Below are 22,489 nucleotides of genomic sequence, written 5' to 3'. Positions count from 1 at the left end.
AAAAGGAAGGAGCGTTTCTTTTGAGAAAAATTGGCATTATTGGTGGCACGTTTGATCCGCCTCATAATGGGCATTTGTTAATTGCAAATGAAGTGTATCATGCTTTAGGGTTGGAAGAGGTATGGTTTTTGCCGAATCAGATTCCACCGCACAAGCAAGGACGTAACATTACGAGTGTGAAAAGTCGATTAAACATGCTGCAAATAGCGACTGAGGAAGAAGCATACTTTTCAATTTGTTTAGAAGAGCTAGACAGAGAAGGCCCATCTTATACGTACGACACTATGGTACAATTAACGGAGAAGTATCCGGATGTGCAGTTTCACTTTATTATTGGCGGAGACATGGTTGAGTATTTGCCGAAGTGGTATAACATTGAAAAGTTACTTAAGCTTGTGACTTTCGTTGGAGTTGCAAGACCAGGTTATACATTACATACGCCTTATGATATCGTAAAAGTGGAAATTCCGGAGTTTGCAGTTTCTTCTTCTCTGTTACGGGAGAGATATATGACGAAGAAAACGTGCAAATATTTACTCCCCGAAAAAGTACAGGTATATGTCGAGAGGAATGGGTTGTATGAATCGTGAGGAAGCACTTAGTATTGTCAAACAACAAATGCATGAAAAACGTTATATACACACGATTGGTGTAATGGAAACAGCGATTGAACTTGCTCGGTTATATGGTGTAGATGAGAAAAAGGCAGAGACGGCTGCTATATTTCACGATTATGCAAAATGTAGAGCGATTCCAGAAATGGAAGAGATTATTAAGAGAGAAGCTTTGCCGAAGGATCTACTGCACTATAACAAAGAGTTATGGCATGCACCTGTTGGGGCATACTTAGTAGAAAAAGAAGTAGGTATTATTGATCTTGAAATTTTACAAGCTATTACATATCATACAAGTGGTCATGAAAAAATGACAATGTTAGATAAAGTTATTTATGTAGCAGATTACATTGAACCAGGACGTAAGTTTCCTGGTGTGGAAGAAGCGAGGAAACTCGCATATAAAGATATAAATCAAGCTTTACTGTTTGCTTTAAAGCGAACAATTCAATTTTTAATGGAAAAAGATCAAACGATTTATCCATTAACATTCCAAACATACAATGCAATTATCAAGGAGGAAATTAATAAATGAAAGATAAAGAGTTATTAGTATTAGCGGCAAAAGCAGCTGATGATAAGAGAGCAGAAGATATGGTTGTACTAAATATGCAAGGTATTTCACCGATTGCAGACTATTTTATTATTTGTCACGGAAATTCAGACAAGCAAGTACAAGCAATTGCACGTGAAATTAAAGCGAAGGCACATGAGTTCGAAATTAACGTACAACGTATGGAAGGCTTTGATGAAGCACGTTGGGTTTTAGTAGACCTTGGTGATGTGGTTGCTCATGTATTCCATAAAGATGAGCGTAATCACTATAATTTAGAGCGTCTATGGGGCGATGTGCCGCGTGAAGATATTGCAGATGAGCTAGATCAATGAAATACGAACAATTTGCTTTGCTGTATGACGAACTGATGAATGATGTCCCTTATGATAAATGGGTGGAATTCACAGAGGAAAGTTTGCAACAGGCATCTATGAAAGAGGCAAAAATTCTTGACGTAGCATGTGGAACTGGTAACGTAACACTTCCGCTTGTACGAAAAGGTTATGATTTAATTGGTGTAGATCTTTCGGAAGAAATGTTAACTGTCGCACAGCAAAAATTGGGGGGAGAAGGTTATTTTATTCCTTTTTACCAACAAGACATGAGAGAGCTCGATGTTCCTGGTGAATTTGATTGTGTGACAATATTTTGTGACTCATTAAATTACGTATTGCAAGAAGATGGAGTGCAAGAAACATTTAGAAGAGTTTTCCACCATTTACGTCAGGATGGCTTGTTTTTATTCGATGTACACTCTTTATATAAAATACATCACGTATTTCAAAATGAAACATATACAGTGAACGGCGAAGAAATATCACTTATTTGGAACTGCTTCCCTGGAGAAGAATCAGATAGTGTGGAACATGATTTGACATTCTTTGTACAAGATTCAGAAGAAGATGTGTACCATCGTTTTGACGAATGTCACGTGCAGCGTGCATATTCGGTTGAAGTGTTAACAAAATGGCTTGAAGAAGCTGGATTTACAGTACTTCGCGTCACAGGTGACTTTGAACGAATCGAAGTGACAGAACAAACAGAGCGCATCTTTTTTATGGCGAAGAAGAATGGATAAAAGAAAAGCAACCGATAAGGTTGCTTTTCTTTTATAGAAAAGATGTAGTTTTAGTTCTAGAAAAATAAAAATATGATATGTGTAAAGTGTAAAAATGCTAGTTTTAGTGAAAATGTAGCATGAAAAAGATAAGTATTAATAAAAAGGGTTTGGGATTACGATGGCGTATTTATTATGTGTGTTTATTGAATTGCTGCTCAACACATTTTAAATCTTCATCGAATTTCTCATGTGTCCGTTCGATTAATTTATGAAACATATCCCCAACATGCTCTTCTAAAATACGAATACCTTCTCCTGTAACACCGCCTTTAACGCATACCTTTTCTTGTAAAGTAGGTAATGTGAAAATTTCTTTTTCAAGTAATTTCCCCATTCCAATGACCATTTCACTTACTAAAGTAGTGGCTTCTTCATGTGTAATATTTGTTTTATCTACAGCAGCGTTAATGAAACATTGTAATAAATAACTAAAAAAAGCAGGGCCGCAGCTTGCTATATCAGATGAAACGCGCGTTATATCTTCTTCTATAACAAGGGGAGTAGAAATGTTTTTGAATAGACGAAGTAGTTTTTTTTGCCATTCTTCAGAGCAGTTATTTCCAAATGTAAATAGTGATGCGCCGGATAAGGCGCGGTTTGTGATGCTTGGAATGATACGAGCGACGTGGCAAGGTATAAGTGTTTCTAATTGTGATGGAGATATGGGGCTTGTGATAGAAACTAAGCAATCTTCGTCTGAAAAATGGTCAGCGTATTTTTTTAGAATAGGGTATATATCTATCGGTTTTACGCAAATGAAAATAAGCTGGGATTGTTCGATTACCTCTTGGATTGTTTTGGCTATATGAACAGAAGGGTATTTTTCTTTTATATGATATGCTTTGGCAGGCGTCCGATTAATAATAGTAAGGCACGAAGGCTTGACAGCACGGGTTTCTAAAAATGCATCGATTAGTATATTCCCCATGTTCCCTGTCCCTATAATTCCTATGTTCAATGTTTCATCCCTCCTTCGTAACAGCTTTCTCCTAAACAATATGAATGATGTTATAAATTTATGATTAGAGGTGTAAAATGATGTGGGATTTTCCGAAAAAATGGTTGGGATTAGTGGTTATTATTGGCACTTTGATTTTTCTTTTTTTCTGGAAAACGAATCAGCAAACGGAGCAATCGCTCATTACAACGGAAGTTCAAGCGAAAGATGTGGAGAAAAAAAGTAAACCGAAAGTATTGGATACAAAGGAACAGAAAAAAATAATTATAATTGATGTGAAAGGGGCGGTTGTAAGAGAAGGTGTGTATGAAATGAAAGAGGGGGACCGAGCGAAGGATGCCGTTGAAAAGGCGGGTGGTTTTTTACTAGAAGCAGATGTGAAGAAGGTGAATTTAGCGCAAATTGTACAAGACCAAATGATCCTTTATGTACCGAATAAAAATGAGCAAGTACAAGAGGTGGCCACTTTTTCAAAGGGCGAGGCAAAGATTCAAATAAACGCAGCTTCTAAAGAGCAACTTGAAAAAATTACAGGCATTGGTTCTCGGAAGGCAGAAAGTATTTTGAAATACCGAGAAGAACATGGTCCGTTTCAGAAAATAGAAGATTTATTAGAAATTGATGGGATTGGTGCGAAGTCACTTGAAAAAATAAAAGATCAAATTATTATTCCATAAAAGATTGACGAAGTTTTTCTTTTTTCGCTACACTACAAGTAGACAAAAAAGTAGGTGAAAAATATGGAACGAATTTCATGGGATCAATATTTTATGACGCAAAGCCATCTGTTATCATTGCGTAGTACATGTACAAGACTTGCAGTAGGAGCGACAATCGTTCGTGATAAACGAATTATTGCTGGTGGATATAACGGTTCAATTAAAGGTGGTGTACATTGTATAGACGATGGTTGCTATGTCATTGATAATCATTGTGTTCGTACAATTCATGCGGAAATGAATGCTTTATTGCAATGTGCGAAGTTTGGTGCAAAAACAGAGGAAGCGGAAATTTATGTCACACATTTTCCTTGTTTGCAGTGCTGTAAGGCGATTATTCAAAGTGGTGTTACAGCAGTTTATTATGCACAGGATTATAAAAATCATCCGTATGCCGTAGAGTTATTTGAACAGGCGAGTGTAACAGTGAAGCACGTTCCGCTGGAATATGATATTACATCGCTAGAGGAACAAGAGCGTCATTTGCAGCTAAAGGAATTATTCGCAGCTTTAGAAAAAGATAATTTATCAATGGAAGAATTACAGCGTGTATTCACTAAAGCGAAAATGATGCTATAAGGAGTGAGTATGAGTTGAATGGACAATGGGGCTATGTTGCAATCTCGTTTATAATTGGGATTGCAATTACCTTTTCCACGTCGCATTTGTTGACTGCTTGTTGTTTCGTTTGTTATGTTTTATTTTGTTTATATCGTACTTCGCGTAAAACCTTCATATTTTGTATGATAGCGTGTTTTAGTGGCGCTATGTACACCACATATGTTCAGAGTCTAAATAAGCCGCTAGGGGATCCCTACGAAGTTACACGAGGGGTCGTGCAAAATACACCTCTAATTAATGGAGATCGTCTCTCTTTTCAAATTGAGGATCAGAATAAAAACTTAGTGCAGTTAAATTATAAAGTACAATCTGCTTCGGAAAAGAAGCAATTGCAACAATTACATGCAGGTATATCGTGTACATTTAAAGGGGAGGTGAAAGAACCACAAACTGCCCGGAATTTTCATGTTTTTGATTATCGTAATTATTTATATCAGCAAAAAATACATTTTATATTTGATGTGACATACATTTCTGAATGTCAAAAAACATCGTTGTCACTCGTGCAATGGATTTTTCTTCTCAGGCAACAAACAATCTCGAAAGTTACAGAAATGTTCCCAGAACAATCAGGTGCATTTATGAACGCATTATTATTTGGAGATCGACAACAAATGACGTTTGAAGTAGAAGAGCAATATCAACAATTTGGTCTTATACATTTGTTGGCAATTTCAGGATCGCATATCGTATTATTAATGGTTATAATGTATTTTGTTTTACTAAGAAGTGGTGTGACGAAAGAGACAGCAACAGTATGCCTTATAGTTTGCATTCCTCTATATATGATCGTAGCTGGGGCGTCGCCATCTGTTGTGAGGGCTTCTATAACAGGAGTTTTATTGTTGGTAGCTTTCATGTGCTCTATTCGCTTATCTAGTCTAGACGCCTTAAGTATAACAGCTATATGTATGCTTATATACGATCCGTATCTTATTTTCAACATTGGATTTCAATTCTCATTTGTAGGTAGTTTTGCTTTACTACTATCTGCGCCGATATTATTAGGGCGTAGTAATGGAGTAGTTCGAAATTCTATTTACATTTCTATAATTTCACAGCTCGCTAGTACCCCCATCTTGTTATATCATTTTGGTTATTTTTCTCCTTATAGCATTTTCCTCAATCTTATATATGTTCCTTTTCTATCCATTATTGTATTGCCGTGTAGCATTATTATTCTTATATGTATGCCGGTTATTCCATTTTTCGCAAAAGGAATTGCGTATGTACTTTCATTATGTTTAACCATTTCTAATGACTTTCTAAGTTACTGTGAAAGTTTCCCTTTCATCCGACTTACTTTTGGTCAAACTCCTTTATTTCTTGTGGCTATATATTGTTTTAGTATCGTTAGTATATTTGTGATTTGGGAAAGAGTAATAACGAAAAAAATTTTGTGCATAGTTGTGGGTGTATTTCTTTTTATTAGTACTTGTCATTATGTATATCCATATTTTCGCGAAAGTGGGAGTGTTACATTTCTTGATGTTGGACAGGGAGATGCAATATTAATTCGTCTTCCGTACGATAAAGAGGTTTATCTTATTGATACAGGTGGAGCCCTTCCCGTCAAGAAGGAAGTGTGGCAACAGAAAAAGCATGAATTTTCTGTTGGGCATGATATTCTGGTTCCTTTCTTACAAAAAGAAGGTATAAAAACGATTGATAAATTAATTGTAACGCATGGAGATGCGGATCATATAGGTGCTGCGCTGGATTTGCTGTCATCTATTATTGTAAAAGAAGTTGTATTTGGGAGAAAGGAACAAGATGCTGTATTGGAAAAAGTGGTGAAGAAAAAGGCGTTAGAAAAGAGCATGAAGATAAGTGTAGTAGGAGAAGGGGAAGGTTGGAGGGTAAATGAAGCGGAATTTTTCGTATTAGCTCCAAAGGGGAAAGAAAAGGGAGAAAATGACTCTTCGATTGTACTATGGGCCAGACTAGGGGGACTAACATGGCTATTTACGGGTGATTTAGAAGAAGAAGGAGAAAAGTTTATAGTATCGACATATCCTGATTTGCGGGCTAATATTTTAAAAGTTGCCCACCATGGGAGTAAAACATCGTCTACAGATCCTTTTTTAAGCCTTGTACAGCCTACTGTAGCGATTATTTCTGTGGGAGAGCGTAATAGGTATGGGCACCCGCATAAGGAAGTTATAGAGCGTTTTAAGAAGATGGGTATTGATATATGGCGTACGGATAAGCAAGGTGCTATTTCCTATGTTTTTAATGGAGAAAAAGGAACCTTTCAAAGTAAAATCACATATGATGAAACACATAGAAGATGAAAAAAAGAAGACTGCCGTTAAGCAGCAGCCTTTAAGAACCGATGAATTTAATAACAGTTGCAATAATGAAAAGTGTTGCGAAAAAACCAAATGAGACGATAAATCCTACCCCTGAATCAATAGCGTCATTGCGTTTACTTTGAACGTTTTGTTCAAAATCATTCATTTAGAATCCCTCCCCAACATTCCATTTTAGTATAGAATATTGTCAGAAAAAAATCTACAATTTCCATATGAAGCGAAATAGAGTATTTGTATACTTTTCTAGTTAGTTAAGTAGCGTGAATTTTTCATTTCCAATCATGTTAACAGTTGGCACTTATACTAAGATTATTATTGTAAATAATAAAGGGAAGGTGATTACCGCACACCAATAAGAAATCCGGGGCTTATTGCGTGGCGTTTTATATAAATAAAGGGGCGGGTTATAAAGCCCGTCCCTTTGTACTTGTAAAACAAAAGCTAGGGCATTAGTATAAATATATATTGCCAAGTTAGGGAGTAGGAAAAAATATGAGTGATATACATAAGAAGATTAAAAAGAAACAGTTCGCTCCGTTGTATGTACTGTATGGAACGGAAGCCTATTTTATAAATGAAACGATAAAGCTTATTACAACGGAAGCGCTTGAAGAGGAAGATCGAGAGTTTAATGTTGTGACATACGATTTGGAAGAAGCGTATTTAGAAGATGTAGTTGAGGATGCGCATACGCTTCCTTTTTTTGGAGAGCGTAAAGTTATATTAATAAAATCACCATTATTTTTAACGGCACAAAAAGAAAAATTAGAACAAAATATAAAAATTTTAGAAGAATATATTGGGGAGCCATCTCCTTTTTCTATTCTTGTTTTTGTTGCGCCTTATGAAAAATTAGACGAACGAAAAAAAATTACAAAACTATTAAAGAAAACAGCGGATGTAATAGAAGCAAATGCGATGCAAGTGCAGGATGTTCAGAAGTGGATTGTTTCTCGTGCGGATGAGGTGCATGTGCATATTGATAATGCAGCTGTTAGTTTGTTGTTAGAGCTTGTGGGAAGTAATGTAACAATGTTGGCGAAGGAAATGGAAAAGTTAACGTTATACGTCGGTATGGGCGGAGAAATTACGCCAAAACTTGTCACGGAACTTGTGCCGAAATCTGTTGAGCAAAATGTGTTTGCTTTAACAGAAAAAGTGGTGAAAAAAGATATCGCTGGTGCGATGCAAATTTTAGACGGATTATTTACACAGCAGGAAGAACCAATTAAACTGCTCGCGTTATTAGTAAGTCAATTTCGCTTGCTCCATCAAGTGAAAGAATTACAACAGCGTGGTTACGGACAAAATCAAATTGCTTCCCATATTGGTGTGCACCCGTACCGGGTAAAGTTGGCGATGAATCAAACAAAGTTTTTCTCTTTTGAAGAATTAAAAAAAGTTATTATAGAATTAGCGGAAGCTGATTATAGTATGAAGACTGGAAAGATGGATAAGAAACTTGTGCTTGAGTTTTTCTTAATGCGGTTAAATCATATGTAGTAACACAAAAAAGTTCACGTACTAAATACGTGAACTTTTTTGTGTATATAAAAAACGATCCGAATGGATCGTTTTTTAAACGCCTTACGCGTTTACTTGTTTCGCTAAGCGAGATTTTTGACGAGCTGCAGCGTTTTGGTGGATAAGACCTTTACGAGCTGCTTTGTCAAGTTTTTTAGAAGCAGTTTTGAAAGCTTCTTTAGCATTTTCAAGATCGTTATTAGTAACTAAAGTTTCTACAGTTTTAACAGCAGTACGCATGTCAGACTTGATAGAAGCGTTATGTGAACGACGCTCTTCGCTAAGTTTAGCGCGTTTGATAGCAGATTTGATGTTTGCCATACTTTTCACCTCCCTGGTGCAATCGAATGACTCGATTCTTACATAGAACAAGTGATATTTTATCAAACGGTGAAGAGAATTGCAATAGTATATCAATGAAATTTCACGTAAAGGAAAGAATGACCTAATATAACTTGGGGAAATCTAACGATATTTACTATGAATTACGGAGGAGATACGATGAAAGAACCATTAGATTTAAGTAAATATAGTGTTAGAACTGACCTTGCTGTAGAGGCGCACCAAATGCTGCAAGAGCGCCAAGAAGAACAAAAAGGGATACAGGGAGTTATTGTAAAAGAGAGGGAAGAAGAGGGAGTTACAATTACAAAAGTAACTATTGATGAAATTGCATCTGAGTCGATGGGGAAAAAACCTGGGAATTATTTAACTCTTGAGGTGCAAGGTATACGACAACAAGATACGGAACTTCAGCAAAAGGTAGAGCGTATTTTTGCAAAAGAATTTTCTTATTTCTTAGAAGAGGTTGGAGTTTCAAAAGAAGCGAGTTGTTTAATCGTAGGTCTTGGGAATTGGAATGTAACGCCGGATGCACTCGGACCGATAGTTGTAGAGAACGTACTGGTGACGAGACATTTGTTTAAATTGCAGCCTGAAAGTGTGGAAGAAGGGTTTAGACCTGTTAGTGCCATTCGTCCAGGGGTAATGGGAATTACAGGAATCGAAACGAGCGATGTCATTTACGGAATTATTGAAAAGACAAAACCAGACTTTGTCATCGCAATTGATGCATTAGCTGCGCGTTCTATTGAACGAGTAAATAGTACGATACAAATTTCTGATACAGGAATTCATCCAGGATCTGGTGTTGGGAATAAGCGTAAGGAACTAAGTAAAGAAACATTAGGTATTCCTGTTATCGCAATTGGTGTGCCAACTGTGGTAGATGCTGTTTCGATTACGAGTGATACAATTGATTTTATTTTGAAACATTTTGGCCGGGAACTGAAAGAAGGAAACAAACCGTCACGCTCTTTATTGCCAGCAGGTTTTACATTTGGAGAAAAGAAAAAATTAACAGAAGAAGATATGCCAGATGAAAAGAGTCGAAATATGTTTTTAGGGGCTATTGGTACGTTAGAAGAAGAAGAAAAGAGAAAGTTGATTTATGAAGTGTTATCTCCTCTTGGTCATAATTTAATGGTAACCCCAAAAGAAGTAGATGCGTTTATTGAGGATATGGCAAATGTAATAGCAAGTGGTTTAAATGCAGCACTGCATCATCAGATTGATCAAGATAACACAGGGGCCTATACACATTGATGGAAAGAGGCAGAAATAGTTTGAGTCGATTTACGCTGTTATGTATATGCGGTACAGTTTTATGCTTGCTTATGATGATAGCTGGAGTGGCACTCGCTAATCATGGTCTGAAAAGTATGAAGGGGTATCGTCAGCTGTCATATGAACAAATTGCTCATATGACAGGAACAGAAGGCGCTGGGGCTGAATCAGAAATTTCGAGAGATACGTTTTCGGCTATTGAAAAACAAAAACAGTTAGAAAGTTTAAGAAGTTTTAATGTTGTAGAAGGTATCGGTATGGCGATAGCAAGTGTTGCTCGTGATATGACAAAGTTTGGGACGGATATAGTGGTTGGGGCAATAAAAGGGATTTTTAGTTAAGGATAGCAGGAAGGACGGTTGTCTTATTGGTTTGTAAGAGAGTCGTCCTTTAATTTGAAAAAGGTTTGTCTCTTATGGTTTGTTCGCATAAGATATAGATAGAGTGATTTGTATTGTAAGCAGCACGAGTTTTCATTGAATCTTTGCTGCTCTATTGATATAATCAGTGCTAGTGTATATTGGCGAGACTATTAGGAGTTGAGAACATAGATGAATAAAGAAGAAAGAGCAAAAAGACAGTCCAAAATTCGTAACTTCTCCATCATTGCTCACATTGACCACGGGAAATCAACGTTGGCAGACCGTATTTTGGAGAAAACAAACGCGTTGGCACAGCGCGAAATGAAGGCACAATTGCTTGACTCTATGGAGTTGGAGCGTGAGCGTGGTATTACAATTAAATTAAATGCAGTACAACTAACGTATAAAGCGAAAGACGGTGAAGAGTATATTCTTCACTTAATCGATACTCCAGGACACGTCGACTTTACGTACGAAGTATCTCGTAGTTTAGCGGCTTGTGAAGGTGCAATTCTTGTTGTGGATGCAGCGCAAGGAATTGAGGCGCAAACATTAGCGAACGTATATTTAGCGCTTGATAATAATTTAGAAATCTTACCAGTTATTAATAAAATCGACTTACCAAGTGCAGACCCAGAACGCGTACGTCAAGAGGTAGAAGATGTAATTGGTTTAGATGCATCGGAAGCTGTACTTGCTTCAGCGAAAGCTGGCATTGGTATTGAAGATATTTTAGAACAAATCGTTGAAAAGGTACCAGCTCCAACAGGTGATTCAGAAGAGCCGTTACAATGTATGATTTTTGATTCTTTATATGATCCGTACCGTGGTGTAATTGCATATATCCGTGTTGTAAATGGAACGGTAAAAGTTGGCGATAAAGTACGTATGATGGCAACTGGAAAAGAATTTGAAGTAACAGAAGTAGGTGTGTTTACACCGAAAACAACGCAACGTGACGAGTTAACAGTAGGTGATGTAGGTTTCTTAGCAGCATCTATTAAAAACGTAGGCGATACACGCGTAGGTGATACGATTACACATGCGAAACGTCAGGCTGTAGAGCCGTTAAAAGGGTATCGTAAATTAAATCCAATGGTATTCTGTGGTTTATATCCAATCGATTCTGCACGTTATAACGACTTACGTGATGCGTTAGAAAAACTAGAATTGAATGATTCTGCTCTTGAATTTGAGCCTGAAACATCTCAAGCTTTAGGTTTTGGTTTCCGTTGTGGCTTCTTAGGGCTGCTTCACATGGAGATTATTCAAGAACGTATTGAACGTGAATTCAAGATTGACTTAATTACAACAGCGCCAAGCGTTATTTATAAAGTGTATTTAACAAACGGTGAAGATCTTATTGTTGATAATCCATCTAATATGCCAGATCCACAGGCTATCGATCGTGTAGAAGAGCCGTTTGTGAAGGCTGCAATTATGGTTCCGAATGACTATGTTGGAGCTGTAATGGAAATTTGCCAAGGGAAACGTGGAACGTTTATTGATATGCAATATTTAGATGAAACACGTGTTACATTGACATATGAAATCCCGTTATCAGAAATCGTATATGATTTCTTCGATCAATTGAAATCAAATACGAAAGGATATGCATCATTTGACTACGAGTTAATTGGTTATAAACCATCTAAGCTTGTGAAAATGGATATTCTTTTAAATAATGAACAAGTGGATGCTTTATCATTTATTGTACATCGTGATTCAGCGTATGACCGTGGTAAAGTAATTGTAGAGAAATTAAAGAAATTAATTCCAAGACAACAGTTTGAAGTGCCAATTCAGGCGACTATCGGAAATAAAGTTGTATCTCGTTCTACAATTAAGGCGATGCGTAAAAACGTACTTGCAAAATGTTACGGTGGTGACATTTCTCGTAAGCGTAAACTTCTTGATAAGCAAAAAGAAGGTAAAAAACGTATGAAGTCTGTTGGTTCTGTAGAAGTGCCGCAAGAAGCATTCATGGCTGTACTGAAAATGGATGATAACTAATAGAGTGAACTATAATTAGTGGGGATTTTTCTATTCTTCGCTAATTATTAGCCCGCACCAATTGTGATAAAAGTAGAAGCCGTTCGTTCGGCTTCTTTTTTTATATGCTACTTTTTAGACATCTTAGCATCTCTCATTTACAATAGTGAGAGAGCTTTTTAGTGATTGATATAGAGTTAGGAGACTATTAATGTCCGAAAATATTCGAAAAGATATTCGAGAGAAAATACAAAAAGGTAATTTTAATTGCGAAAAGGAACTGACGCTTTCTATTATTAGTGGGAAGTTGTGATATTGTGGCACTTAGGTGTGGAAGGTCCGCATCGTTTTAGTGAATTACAACGTCTGTTCCCGAGCATTTCTCATAAAGTGTTGTCAAATCAATTGAAAGAGTTAATGGAGGACGGGATTATTGATCGAACAGTATACCCGGAAATTCCTCCGCGAGTTGAGTACTATATGACGGAATTAGGTATGTCGCTTTTACCGATCGTTGAAATGATGTATGATTGGGGAAAAATGCGAATGGAACAAATTCGTAACACTTTATAAAAGTAAAGGACCCTCCGGAACGCGGAGGTTTTCTTTTTAGAAAGGTAGGAGTTATATTTGGTACAAGCTGCATATATTCATATTCCATTTTGTCAGCATATTTGTCACTATTGTGATTTTAATAAAGTATTTATTGAACGCCAACCGGTTGATCAATACTTACAATATTTAGAGAAAGAAATAATAAATACGGTTCAAAAAGTACCGTTTGAAAGTATGAAAACGATTTTTGTTGGCGGAGGAACTCCGACAGCTTTAAATATGGAGCAAACAAAAAAACTACTCGACATCATTAACCGTCGTTTGCGCCCATTTGCGCCGAATTGTGAATTAACATTTGAAGCGAATCCAGGTGATTTACCGAAAGAGAAGTTGAACGTATTGCTAGAAGGTGGAGTAAACCGAATTAGTTTTGGTGTGCAAACGTTTCGTGATGAGCTACTTGAGAAGATTGGACGCAGGCATACGAGAGAAGATGCATTCGTAGCAATTCGAGAAGCGCAGGAAGTCGGTTTTACAAATATTAATGTAGATTTAATTTATGCTCTGCCAGGACAGACGATAGAAGATGTAAAGGAAACATTAGACATTGCCTTTACGCTTGGTGTACAACATTTCTCGGCATATTCCTTAATTGTGGAACCGAAAACCGTATTTTATAACTTAATGAATAAAGGGAAATTAAGACTTCCAGGTGAAGACCATGAAGCGAAAATGTACGAAATGGTAATGGATGAAATGGAGAAACATGGTTATAACCAGTATGAGATTAGTAACTTCTCAAAAGGTAATAATGAAAGTAGACATAATCTCACATACTGGAATAATGAAGAGTATTATGGATTTGGAGCTGGAGCGCATAGCTATGTGAACGGGGAACGAATTCAAAATGTAGGTCCGCTCAAGCAATATTTCACTAAAATTGATGAGACAGGATTTCCATATTTAGATGTTCACCCAGTGACAGAGAAAGAAAAAATGGAAGAAGAGTTGTTCTTAGGACTTCGAAAAACAAAAGGTGTTTCTAAGTTAGAATTCCAAAAGAAATTTAATGTGGAGATGGACCATGTTTTTGCAAAGCAGTTACAAAGTAATCAAGAACAAGGATTACTTGAAAACAGAGATGGACATGTTTGTTTAACGAGGAAAGGGAAACTATTAGGGAATGAAGTATTCCAGTCATTTTTGATTGATTAATTAAATGTGCCATAAGCGTGAAAAATTTTTGTTATTTCGTGACGTTTCCGTTGACAATTGAATGTCAATTTTGGTAAGTTATTAATAGATTTAGCACTCGAAGACAAAGAGTGCTAACAGAGGTGATGATGAGATGCTTACGGAACGTCAGCTCTTAATTTTACAAACAATTGTTGATGACTTTATTGGATCAGCGCAACCAGTTGGTTCGAGGACGTTGGCTAAGAAAGATGAAATTACGTTTAGTTCAGCTACTATTCGAAATGAAATGGCTGATTTAGAAGAATTAGGATTTATTGAAAAAACGCATAGTTCTTCTGGGCGTGTTCCTTCTGAAAAAGGATACCGATTTTATGTAGACCATCTTTTAGCGCCGCAAAACTTACCGACCGATGAAATTGTACAAATTAAAGATTTATTTGCTGAAAGAATTTTTGAAGCAGAAAAAATTGCACAACAATCAGCTCAAATTTTATCAGAGCTTACGAATTATACGGCCATTGTTCTTGGTCCCAAATTGAGCACAAATAAACTTAAAAATGTACAAATTGTACCGCTTGATCGTCAAACAGCAGTCGCTATTATTGTAACAGATACAGGGCATGTGCAAAGTAAAACGATTACCGTTCCGGAATCTGTTGATTTATCAGATTTAGAAAAAATGGTTAATATTTTAAATGAAAAGCTATCTGGTATACCTATGGCAGAACTTCATAATAAAATCTTTAAAGAGATTGTTACAGTCTTGCGTGGGTATGTTCATAATTACGATAGTGCAATAAAAATGTTAGATGGTACATTTCAAGTCCCTTTATCGGAAAAGATATACTTTGGAGGAAAAGCAAATATGCTTTCGCAACCAGAGTTCCATGACATTCACAAAGTAAGATCTTTGCTGACGATGATTGATAATGAGGCTGCGTTTTATGACATTTTGCGTCATAAACAAGTCGGAATTCAAGTGAAAATTGGTAGAGAAAATTCTTCTACGGCAATGGAGGATTGCAGTTTGATTTCTGCAACGTATTCGATTGGAGAAGAGCAACTTGGAACAATTGCAATTTTAGGTCCGACGAGAATGCAATACTCTCGTGTAATTAGTTTACTGCAGTTATTTACAAGACAATTTACAGACGGACTTAAAAAGTAAATGAGAGTAATACATTCGCTCAAGTGATGAAATTTTCATTGCTGTGCGTAATATATAATGCTTAGGTAATCATGCTAAGCATGATACCTAATACCTTTTAAGGAGGTGAAAATTGTGGAAGAGCGTAACGAACAAGTGGTAGAAGAAGTGAAAGAAGCGCAAGTTGAAGAAGCTGTCACGCCAGAAAACAGTGAAAAAACTGTAGAAGAAAAAAGTGAGGCTGCTCTTTTACAAGAAAAAGTAGATGAGTTACAAGCGAAACTAACGGAATCGGAAGGTCGCACATTACGTCTACAAGCTGATTTTGAAAATTATAAGCGCCGTGTCCAAATGGATAAACAGGCTGCTGATAAATATAGAGCACAAAGTCTAGTTTCAGATATTTTGCCAGCTCTTGATAATTTTGAAAGAGCGATGCAAGTGGAAGCGACTGACGAGCAAACGAAATCCTTGTTACAAGGTATGGAAATGGTGCATCGTCAATTGCTAGAAGCGTTGACTAAGGAAGGTGTTGAAGCGATTGAAGCTGTTGGTAAACAGTTTGATCCGAATGAACACCAAGCTATTATGCAAGTGGAAGACAGTGAATTTGAATCAAACGCGGTAGTTGAAGAATTCCAAAAAGGTTATAAACTAAAAGACCGTGTGATTCGCCCATCAATGGTAAAAGTAAATCAATAATTTACATAAAAGTAGGAGGATTCGCCATGAGTAAAATTATCGGTATTGACTTAGGTACAACAAACTCTTGTGTAGCTGTTATGGAAGGTGGAGAACCAAAGGTTATCCCAAATCCAGAAGGAAATCGTACAACACCTTCTGTTGTAGCTTTCAAAAATGAAGAGCGTCAAGTTGGGGAAGTTGCGAAACGTCAAGCAATTACAAACCCAAATACAATCATGTCTGTTAAACGTCATATGGGTACAGACTATAAAGTAGAAGTTGAAGGTAAAGATTATACACCTCAAGAAATTTCTGCAATCATTTTACAAAACTTAAAAGCTTCTGCTGAAGCGTACTTAGGTGAAACAGTGACGAAAGCTGTTATTACAGTACCAGCATACTTCAACGATGCAGAACGCCAAGCGACAAAAGATGCTGGTCGTATTGCTGGTTTAGAAGTAGAGCGTATCATTAACGAACCAACAGCAGCAGCACTTGCTTACGGTTTAGAAAAACAAGATGAAGAACAAAAAATTCTAGTATATGACTTAGGTGGCGGTACGTTTGACGTATCTATCCTTGAGTTAGCAGATGGAACATTTGAAGTTATTTCAACTGCTGGTGACAACCGTCTTGGTGGAGATGACTTTGACCAAGTTATCATCGATCATTTAGTAGCTGAATTCAAAAAAGAAAATAGCATTGATTTAAGCCAAGATAAAATGGCACTTCAACGTTTGAAAGATGCAGCTGAAAAAGCGAAGAAAGATCTTTCTGGTGTAACACAAACACAAATTTCATTACCATTCATTAGTGCTGGAGCTGCTGGTCCATTACACTTAGAATTAACGTTAACAAGAGCTAAATTCGAAGAAATTTCAGCTGGTCTTGTTGAAAGAACATTAGAGCCAACTCGTCGTGCATTAAAAGACGCTGGTTTTTCTCCAAGCGAATTAGATAAAGTTATCCTTGTTGGTGGTTCTACTCGTATCCCAGCTGTACAAGAAGCAATTAAACGTGAAACTGGTAAAGAGCCATACAAAGGTGTAAACCCAGATGAAGTTGTAGCATTAGGTGCTGCAGTTCAAGGTGGCGTACTTACTGGTGATGTAGAGGGCGTTCTATTATTAGACGTAACTCCACTTTCTTTAGGTATCGAAACTATGGGTGGTGTGTTCACGAAATTAATCGAGCGTAACACTACAATTCCAACAAGTAAGTCACAAGTATTCTCAACAGCTGCTGATAACCAACCAGCGGTAGACATTCACGTACTACAAGGTGAGCGTCCAATGTCAGCTGACAACAAAACATTAGGTCGTTTCCAATTAACAGACCTTCCGCCAGCACCACGTGGAATTCCACAAATCGAAGTAACATTCGATATTGATGCGAACGGTATCGTTAACGTACGTGCAAAAGACTTAGGAACAAGTAAAGAGCAAACTATTACAATCCAATCTTCTTCAGGTCTTTCTGATGAAGAAGTAGATCGTATGGTACAAGAAGCGGAATCAAATGCTGACGCTGACCAAAAACGTAAGGAAGAAGTTGAACTTCGTAACGAAGCTGACCAACTTGTATTCCAAACAGACAAAGTTGTAAAAGATTTAGAAGGTAAAGTAGATGCAGCTGAAGTAGCGAAAGCAACGGAAGCGAAAGAAGCATTACAAGCGGCAATCGAGAAAAACGAACTTGAAGAAATCCGTGTGAAAAAAGATGCTCTTCAAGAAATCGTACAACAATTAACTGTTAAATTATACGAGCAAGCTCAAGCAGCTGCAGGGCAAGCAGAAGGTGCACAAGGAGCACAAGACGCTGGCGCGAAAAAAGATAATGTAGTAGACGCTGAGTTTGAAGAAGTAAAAGAAGACAAGTAATACAGTGAAATAAAATAAGTAAGATGACAAAAAGTCAAAGTCAAGCGTGCCTTGGCTTTGGCTTTTTTCACGAATAAGAAGAAATGTGTGAGGATCTTAAGTTTTTTATTTTGCATACTGTAAGTGAGGAAACTTTGTTGCAAAGCACTTTCTTTCGGTGTTAAAATTACGTTTATGTGAAAGATTCGGGGGTTGCAAATTTATGAATAAACGAGACTATTATGAGGTCCTTGGACTTAGCAAGGGTGCTTCTAAAGATGAAATAAAAAAAGCGTATCGTGGTTTGGCTAAAAAGTACCATCCAGACGTAAGTAAAGAAGAAAATGCAATTGAAAAGTTTAAAGAAGTACAAGAAGCATACGAAGTATTAAGTGACGATCAAAAACGCGCGCAGTATGATCAGTTTGGTCACGCGGGTCCGAATCAAGGTTTCGGTGGAGGCGACTTCGGCGGTGGTTTCGGATTTGAAGATATCTTCAGTTCATTCTTTGGTGGCGGTGGCGGCAGACGTCGTGATCCGAATGCTCCGCGTCAAGGTGCTGATTTACAATATCAAGTTACTTTAGAGTTTGAAGAAGCTATTTTTGGTAAAGAATTAAATGTTGAGATTCCAGTGGAGGATCCATGTGATACTTGTAAGGGTAGCGGAGCAAAACCAGGGACTTCAAAAGAAACATGTAAACATTGTTCAGGATCAGGGCAAGTAAGTGTAGAACAAAATACACCATTTGGGCGTATTGTAAACCGTCAAGCTTGTGGGCATTGTTCAGGAACAGGTCAAATGATTAAAGAGAAATGTACGACATGCCATGGTTCTGGTAAAGTTCGTAAACGCAAAAAAATCAATGTTAAAATTCCAGCGGGTATCGATAATGGTCAACAAATTCGTGTATCTGGAAAAGGTGAAGCAGGCGTAAATGGCGGACCGGCAGGTGACTTATATGTTGTTGTTCATGTGAGAAATCATGAATTCTTTGAGCGCGAAGGGGATCACATTATTTGCGAAATGCCATTAACATTTGCGCAAATGGCACTTGGTGCGGAAGTAGAAGTTCCTACCGTTCATGGCAAAGTGAAGCTGAAAATTCCAGCAGGAACACAAACAGGAACAGAATTCCGCTTAAAAGGAAAAGGTGCTCCAAACGTACGTGGATATGGTCAAGGAGATCAATATGTAGTCGTTCGTGTTGTTGTGCCGACGAAATTAACTTCACATCAAAAAGATTTATTGCGTGAATTTGCAGGGCAAGAAGAGCAGGATGATAGCTTATTCAGAAAGCTTAAACGTGCTTTCAAAGGGGAATAATGGAAATAAAAAATGGAGTTGGTAAATTGTGAAATGGTCAGAAATTAGTATTCATACAACAGAAGAAGCAGTAGAAGCTGTCTCTCATATTTTGCATGAAGCAGGCGCTAGCGGGATTGTGATTGAGGACCCAGCGGAGTTGACGAAAGAGCGCGAGCAACAATACGGTGAGATTTATGCACTTAACCCAGATGAATATCCAAGTGAGGGTGTTTTGGTAAAAGCATATTTCCCACAAACGGATTCTTTACACGAAACGGTTGCAGGTGTAAAATCATCTATTGATGCACTACCATCTTTCGACATCGAAATTGGTACAGGAAATATTACAATTAATGAAGTCGATGAGGAAGATTGGGCTACTGCTTGGAAGAAGTATTATCATCCAGTTCAAATTTCTGATACATTCACAATTGTGCCGACGTGGGAAGAGTATACACCGTCTTCTCCAGATGAAAAAATTATTGAATTAGATCCAGGTATGGCGTTTGGTACAGGGACACATCCAACAACAACGATGTGTATTCGTGCGTTAGAAAAAACGGTTCAGCCAGGTGATACTGTGATTGATGTGGGGACAGGTTCAGGGGTACTTAGTATTGCTGCGGCAAAATTAGGTGCGGCTTCTGTTCAAGCGTATGATTTAGACCCAGTTGCAGTTGAAAGTGCAGAAATGAATGTGCGCTTAAATAAAACAGATGACATTGTCAATGTTGGACAGAATAGTCTATTAGAAGGTATTGAAGGTCCAGTTGATTTAATCGTAGCAAATTTACTAGCGGAAATTATTCTTCTATTCCCTGAAGATGCAGCGAGAGTTGTGAAGCCAGGTGGATTATTTATTACATCTGGTATTATTGGGGCGAAAGAAAAAGTAATTTCTGAAGCGTTAGAAAAAGCTGGATTTACAATTGAAGAAGTGCTTCGAATGGAAGATTGGGTAGCAATTATTGCACGAAATGCGTAATATAGATTTTAGTCTATAAAGAACAGGGGAGTCTCTCACCGTATAAGGTGAGGGACTTGCCGTTTGTTATATGAAAATGATAACGTTTCGTTCTTTTCGTAAGTGTTGACTTACGAAAGGAACGAAACTCTACTAAGGTGATTATATGCAACGTTATTTTGTAGAAGAGAAATATGTAAATGAGACAAGTATTCGTATAATGGGTGATGATGTTCATCACATCGCAAGAGTGATGCGTATGTCAGCTGGTGACCACATTTATTGCTGTGTAAATGGTCAAACAGCAGAGTGTTCAATTGCTGAAATTACCAGTGAATTTGTGGATACCACTATTGTAGAATGGGTAGAGGCGTCAAGCGAACTTCCTGTGTTCGTGACGATTGCAAGTGGACTGCCGAAAGGAGACAAGCTAGAGTTAATTTTTCAAAAAGGAACTGAGCTTGGGGCAGCTGCATTTTTACCATTTCAAGCATCTCGATCTATTGTAAAGTGGGATGCGAAAAAAGCAGATAAAAAAGTTGAGCGTTTGAAAAAAATTGTAAAAGAAGCTGCGGAACAATCGCATAGAAGTGAAATTCCAGAAGTACACGTTCCCTCATCATTTAAACAACTGCTGTCGATGAGTAGCGAGTATGATGTTTGTCTTGTTGCGTATGAAGAAGAAGCGAAACAAGGTGAGAAATCTAATTTTGCGAAAGCTTTATCGACGATTAAACGAGGCCAAAAGCTGCTGATTGTATTTGGGCCGGAAGGCGGTTTAGCGGAGGAAGAGATAACCGCACTTCGTGAACATAAATTTGTACCATGTAGTTTAGGACCAAGAATTTTAAGAACAGAAACGGCTCCGCTTTATGCGTTAAGTGCCGCTTCTTATCATTTTGAATTGATGGGGTGATAATCAATGGCAACTGTTGCGTTCCACACGTTAGGTTGTAAAGTAAACCACTATGAAACAGAAGCGATTTGGCAATTGTTTAAACAAGGTGGTTATGAAAGAACTGAATATGAAAAAAAATCTGATGTATATGTTATTAACACATGTACAGTAACAAATACTGGAGATAAAAAAAGCCGTCAAGTAATTAGACGTGCTGTACGTCAAAATCCAGATGCGGTAATTTGTGTAACTGGGTGTTATGCACAAACATCTCCAGCAGAAATTATGGCAATTCCAGGTGTAGATATTGTTGTTGGTACGCAAGATCGTGAGAAGATGTTAGGATACATCGAAGAATTCCGTAAAGAGCGTCAACCAATTAATGCTGTCCGCAATATCATGAAAACACGTGTATATGAAGAGCTCGATGTACCATATTTCACGGACCGTACACGTGCATCTTTAAAAATACAAGAAGGTTGCAATAACTTCTGTACATTTTGCATCATTCCTTGGGCGCGTGGTTTAATGCGTTCTCGTGATGGAAAAGAAGTTATTAAACAAGCGCAGCAATTAGTAGATGCGGGCTATAAAGAAATCGTATTAACAGGTATTCATACAGGTGGGTACGGTGAAGATATAAAAGAGTATAACTTAGCGGGATTACTGCGCGATATGGAAGCGAAAGTAGGCGGATTAAAACGCCTTCGTATTTCTTCTATTGAGGCGAGTCAAATTTCTGATGAAGTAATTGAAGTGTTAGATAAATCAGAAGTAGTTGTACGTCACTTGCATATTCCATTACAGTCAGGATCTAATACTGTATTGAAACGTATGCGCCGTAAGTATACGATGGAATTTTTCCAAGAGCGTTTAGATCGTTTGAAAGAAGCGTTACCAGGTCTTGCGATTACATCAGACGTAATTGTTGGATTCCCAGGTGAAACAGAAGAAGAATTCATGGAAACGTACAATTTCATTAAAGAGAATCGTTTCTCTGAATTACACGTTTTCCCTTATTCAAAACGTACAGGTACTCCAGCAGCACGTATGGAAGATCAAATTCCTGAAGACGTGAAGAACGATCGTGTTCACCGTTTAATTGAGCTATCAAATCAATTAGCGAAAGAGTATGCTTCTGGATTTGAAGGTGAAGTACTTGAAATCATTCCGGAAGAGACATTTAAAGATGGTGACCGTGAAGGTTTATATGTAGGTTATACAGATAACTACTTAAAAATTGTGTTTGAAGGATCTGAAGAATTGATTGGTAAGCTAGTAAAAGTGAAAATTACAAAAGCTGGTTATCCATATAATGAAGCGCAGTTTGTTCGTGTTCTTGAAGATGATGTAAAAAAAGAATCAGCAAGCGCATAATAAAGTGAAACTTTAATTAGTGGGGGGTTTTGTTCATCCCCACTGATTATTAGCCCTCACCAATCGGGCGTTTACGGGCAGTTGATCTCCCA

The 22,489-nt window shown here is 37.5% G+C and carries 22 protein-coding genes and 1 pseudogene; 20 read left to right on the top strand and 3 right to left on the bottom strand.

Going from position 1 to position 22,489, the window contains the following annotated elements:
* The first annotated feature begins 20 nt into the window (after positions 1–20).
* Genes AB3X48_RS02385 through AB3X48_RS02370 form a run of 4 tightly spaced genes read left to right on the top strand, consistent with a single transcriptional unit; the run spans position 21 to position 2,248 of the window.
* The gene (locus AB3X48_RS02385; RefSeq protein WP_002160434.1) at positions 21–590 is read left to right on the top strand and encodes a nicotinate-nucleotide adenylyltransferase; all 570 of its coding nucleotides are present in this window, start codon (positions 21–23) and stop codon (positions 588–590) included.
* Entirely contained in the window at positions 580–1,149 is a 570-nt protein-coding gene (gene yqeK / locus AB3X48_RS02380) for a bis(5'-nucleosyl)-tetraphosphatase (symmetrical) YqeK (protein WP_016106187.1), read from the top strand. The genes AB3X48_RS02385 and yqeK overlap by 11 nt, the downstream gene beginning before the upstream one ends.
* Positions 1,146–1,502 (top strand): ribosome silencing factor, encoded by a 357-nt coding sequence (rsfS, locus tag AB3X48_RS02375; RefSeq protein WP_000653209.1) that lies wholly within the window; start codon positions 1,146–1,148, stop codon positions 1,500–1,502. The genes yqeK and rsfS overlap by 4 nt, the downstream gene beginning before the upstream one ends.
* Positions 1,499–2,248, top strand: coding sequence for a class I SAM-dependent DNA methyltransferase (locus AB3X48_RS02370; RefSeq protein ID WP_002111917.1), 750 nt, complete (start codon positions 1,499–1,501; stop codon positions 2,246–2,248). Before rsfS ends, AB3X48_RS02370 begins: the two co-directional genes overlap by 4 nt.
* A 172-nt stretch (positions 2,249–2,420) precedes the next feature.
* Here the strand turns inward: AB3X48_RS02370 and comER are convergent, their stop codons facing one another.
* On the bottom strand, positions 2,421–3,248 hold the full coding sequence (gene comER, locus AB3X48_RS02365) for a late competence protein ComER (protein ID WP_016106186.1): 828 nt from the start codon (positions 3,246–3,248) through the stop codon (positions 2,421–2,423).
* Positions 3,249–3,325: 77 nt separating this feature from the next.
* On the opposite strand from comER, the gene AB3X48_RS02360 reads away from it, so the two are divergent.
* The 3 genes from AB3X48_RS02360 to AB3X48_RS02350 all read left to right on the top strand — a co-directional run bounded on the left by AB3X48_RS02360 (position 3,326) and on the right by AB3X48_RS02350 (position 6,882).
* Positions 3,326–3,925 carry a helix-hairpin-helix domain-containing protein gene (locus AB3X48_RS02360; RefSeq protein WP_016106185.1) on the top strand — a complete coding sequence of 200 codons (600 nt, stop codon included), beginning with the start codon at positions 3,326–3,328 and terminating at the stop codon, positions 3,923–3,925.
* 63 nt (positions 3,926–3,988) lie between these two features.
* Entirely contained in the window at positions 3,989–4,546 is a 558-nt protein-coding gene (locus tag AB3X48_RS02355; protein ID WP_002088698.1) for a ComE operon protein 2, read from the top strand.
* 14 nt (positions 4,547–4,560) lie between these two features.
* Positions 4,561–6,882, top strand: a complete 2,322-nt coding sequence (locus tag AB3X48_RS02350; RefSeq protein ID WP_016106184.1) for a DNA internalization-related competence protein ComEC/Rec2 — start codon at positions 4,561–4,563, stop codon at positions 6,880–6,882.
* 31 nt (positions 6,883–6,913) lie between these two features.
* Here the strand turns inward: AB3X48_RS02350 and AB3X48_RS02345 are convergent, their stop codons facing one another.
* Positions 6,914–7,048, bottom strand: a complete 135-nt coding sequence (locus AB3X48_RS02345; RefSeq protein ID WP_000997609.1) for a YqzM family protein — start codon at positions 7,046–7,048, stop codon at positions 6,914–6,916.
* 347 nt (positions 7,049–7,395) lie between these two features.
* Between AB3X48_RS02345 and holA the strand changes: the two genes are divergently transcribed.
* Positions 7,396–8,406 carry a DNA polymerase III subunit delta gene (holA, locus tag AB3X48_RS02340; protein ID WP_016106183.1) on the top strand — a complete coding sequence of 337 codons (1,011 nt, stop codon included), beginning with the start codon at positions 7,396–7,398 and terminating at the stop codon, positions 8,404–8,406.
* Positions 8,407–8,490: 84 nt separating this feature from the next.
* Here the strand turns inward: holA and rpsT are convergent, their stop codons facing one another.
* Positions 8,491–8,748: a 30S ribosomal protein S20 gene (gene rpsT, locus AB3X48_RS02335; protein WP_002088694.1), complete on the bottom strand. Its 258-nt coding sequence runs from the start codon at positions 8,746–8,748 to the stop codon at positions 8,491–8,493.
* Between the two features lie 180 nt (positions 8,749–8,928).
* Here rpsT and gpr point away from each other — a divergent pair, with 180 nt between their 5' ends.
* The 12 genes and pseudogenes from gpr to mtaB all read left to right on the top strand — a co-directional run bounded on the left by gpr (position 8,929) and on the right by mtaB (position 22,397).
* Positions 8,929–10,032 carry a GPR endopeptidase gene (gpr, locus tag AB3X48_RS02330; RefSeq protein WP_002111912.1) on the top strand — a complete coding sequence of 368 codons (1,104 nt, stop codon included), beginning with the start codon at positions 8,929–8,931 and terminating at the stop codon, positions 10,030–10,032.
* Complete coding sequence (locus tag AB3X48_RS02325) at positions 10,032–10,394, top strand: YqxA family protein (RefSeq protein ID WP_002199322.1); 363 nt, start codon at positions 10,032–10,034, stop codon at positions 10,392–10,394. Before gpr ends, AB3X48_RS02325 begins: the two co-directional genes overlap by 1 nt.
* A 210-nt stretch (positions 10,395–10,604) precedes the next feature.
* Positions 10,605–12,428, top strand: coding sequence for an elongation factor 4 (gene lepA, locus AB3X48_RS02320; protein ID WP_002145694.1), 1,824 nt, complete (start codon positions 10,605–10,607; stop codon positions 12,426–12,428).
* A 190-nt stretch (positions 12,429–12,618) separates the two neighbouring features.
* Positions 12,619–12,980: pseudogene (locus AB3X48_RS02315) on the top strand (winged helix-turn-helix transcriptional regulator).
* Between the two features lie 57 nt (positions 12,981–13,037).
* Positions 13,038–14,177 carry a radical SAM family heme chaperone HemW gene (gene hemW, locus AB3X48_RS02310; protein ID WP_002015202.1) on the top strand — a complete coding sequence of 380 codons (1,140 nt, stop codon included), beginning with the start codon at positions 13,038–13,040 and terminating at the stop codon, positions 14,175–14,177.
* 133 nt (positions 14,178–14,310) lie between these two features.
* Positions 14,311–15,327 carry a heat-inducible transcriptional repressor HrcA gene (hrcA, locus tag AB3X48_RS02305; RefSeq protein ID WP_002015201.1) on the top strand — a complete coding sequence of 339 codons (1,017 nt, stop codon included), beginning with the start codon at positions 14,311–14,313 and terminating at the stop codon, positions 15,325–15,327.
* Between the two features lie 114 nt (positions 15,328–15,441).
* Positions 15,442–16,008, top strand: a complete 567-nt coding sequence (grpE, locus tag AB3X48_RS02300) for a nucleotide exchange factor GrpE (RefSeq protein WP_016106181.1) — start codon at positions 15,442–15,444, stop codon at positions 16,006–16,008.
* A 26-nt stretch (positions 16,009–16,034) separates the two neighbouring features.
* The gene (dnaK, locus tag AB3X48_RS02295) at positions 16,035–17,870 is read left to right on the top strand and encodes a chaperone protein DnaK (RefSeq protein WP_002111905.1); all 1,836 of its coding nucleotides are present in this window, start codon (positions 16,035–16,037) and stop codon (positions 17,868–17,870) included.
* 202 nt (positions 17,871–18,072) lie between these two features.
* The gene (dnaJ, locus tag AB3X48_RS02290; protein WP_002160443.1) at positions 18,073–19,176 is read left to right on the top strand and encodes a molecular chaperone DnaJ; all 1,104 of its coding nucleotides are present in this window, start codon (positions 18,073–18,075) and stop codon (positions 19,174–19,176) included.
* Between the two features lie 28 nt (positions 19,177–19,204).
* A complete protein-coding gene (gene prmA / locus AB3X48_RS02285; RefSeq protein WP_002111903.1) occupies positions 19,205–20,143 on the top strand; it encodes a 50S ribosomal protein L11 methyltransferase in 939 nt (312 codons plus the stop codon).
* Between the two features lie 145 nt (positions 20,144–20,288).
* Positions 20,289–21,038: a 16S rRNA (uracil(1498)-N(3))-methyltransferase gene (locus AB3X48_RS02280; RefSeq protein WP_002160444.1), complete on the top strand. Its 750-nt coding sequence runs from the start codon at positions 20,289–20,291 to the stop codon at positions 21,036–21,038.
* Positions 21,039–21,044: 6 nt separating this feature from the next.
* On the top strand, positions 21,045–22,397 hold the full coding sequence (gene mtaB / locus AB3X48_RS02275; protein ID WP_002160445.1) for a tRNA (N(6)-L-threonylcarbamoyladenosine(37)-C(2))-methylthiotransferase MtaB: 1,353 nt from the start codon (positions 21,045–21,047) through the stop codon (positions 22,395–22,397).
* Positions 22,398–22,489: the final 92 nt, after the last annotated feature.

Origin of the sequence: Bacillus sp. S4 (genome assembly GCF_040838205.1) — a bacterium.
Taxonomy (GTDB): Bacteria; Bacillota; Bacilli; order Bacillales; family Bacillaceae_G; genus Bacillus_A; species Bacillus_A cereus_U.
Note: the sequence above shows the minus strand (reverse complement) of the source record. Positions and strands in the feature narration are given on the sequence as shown.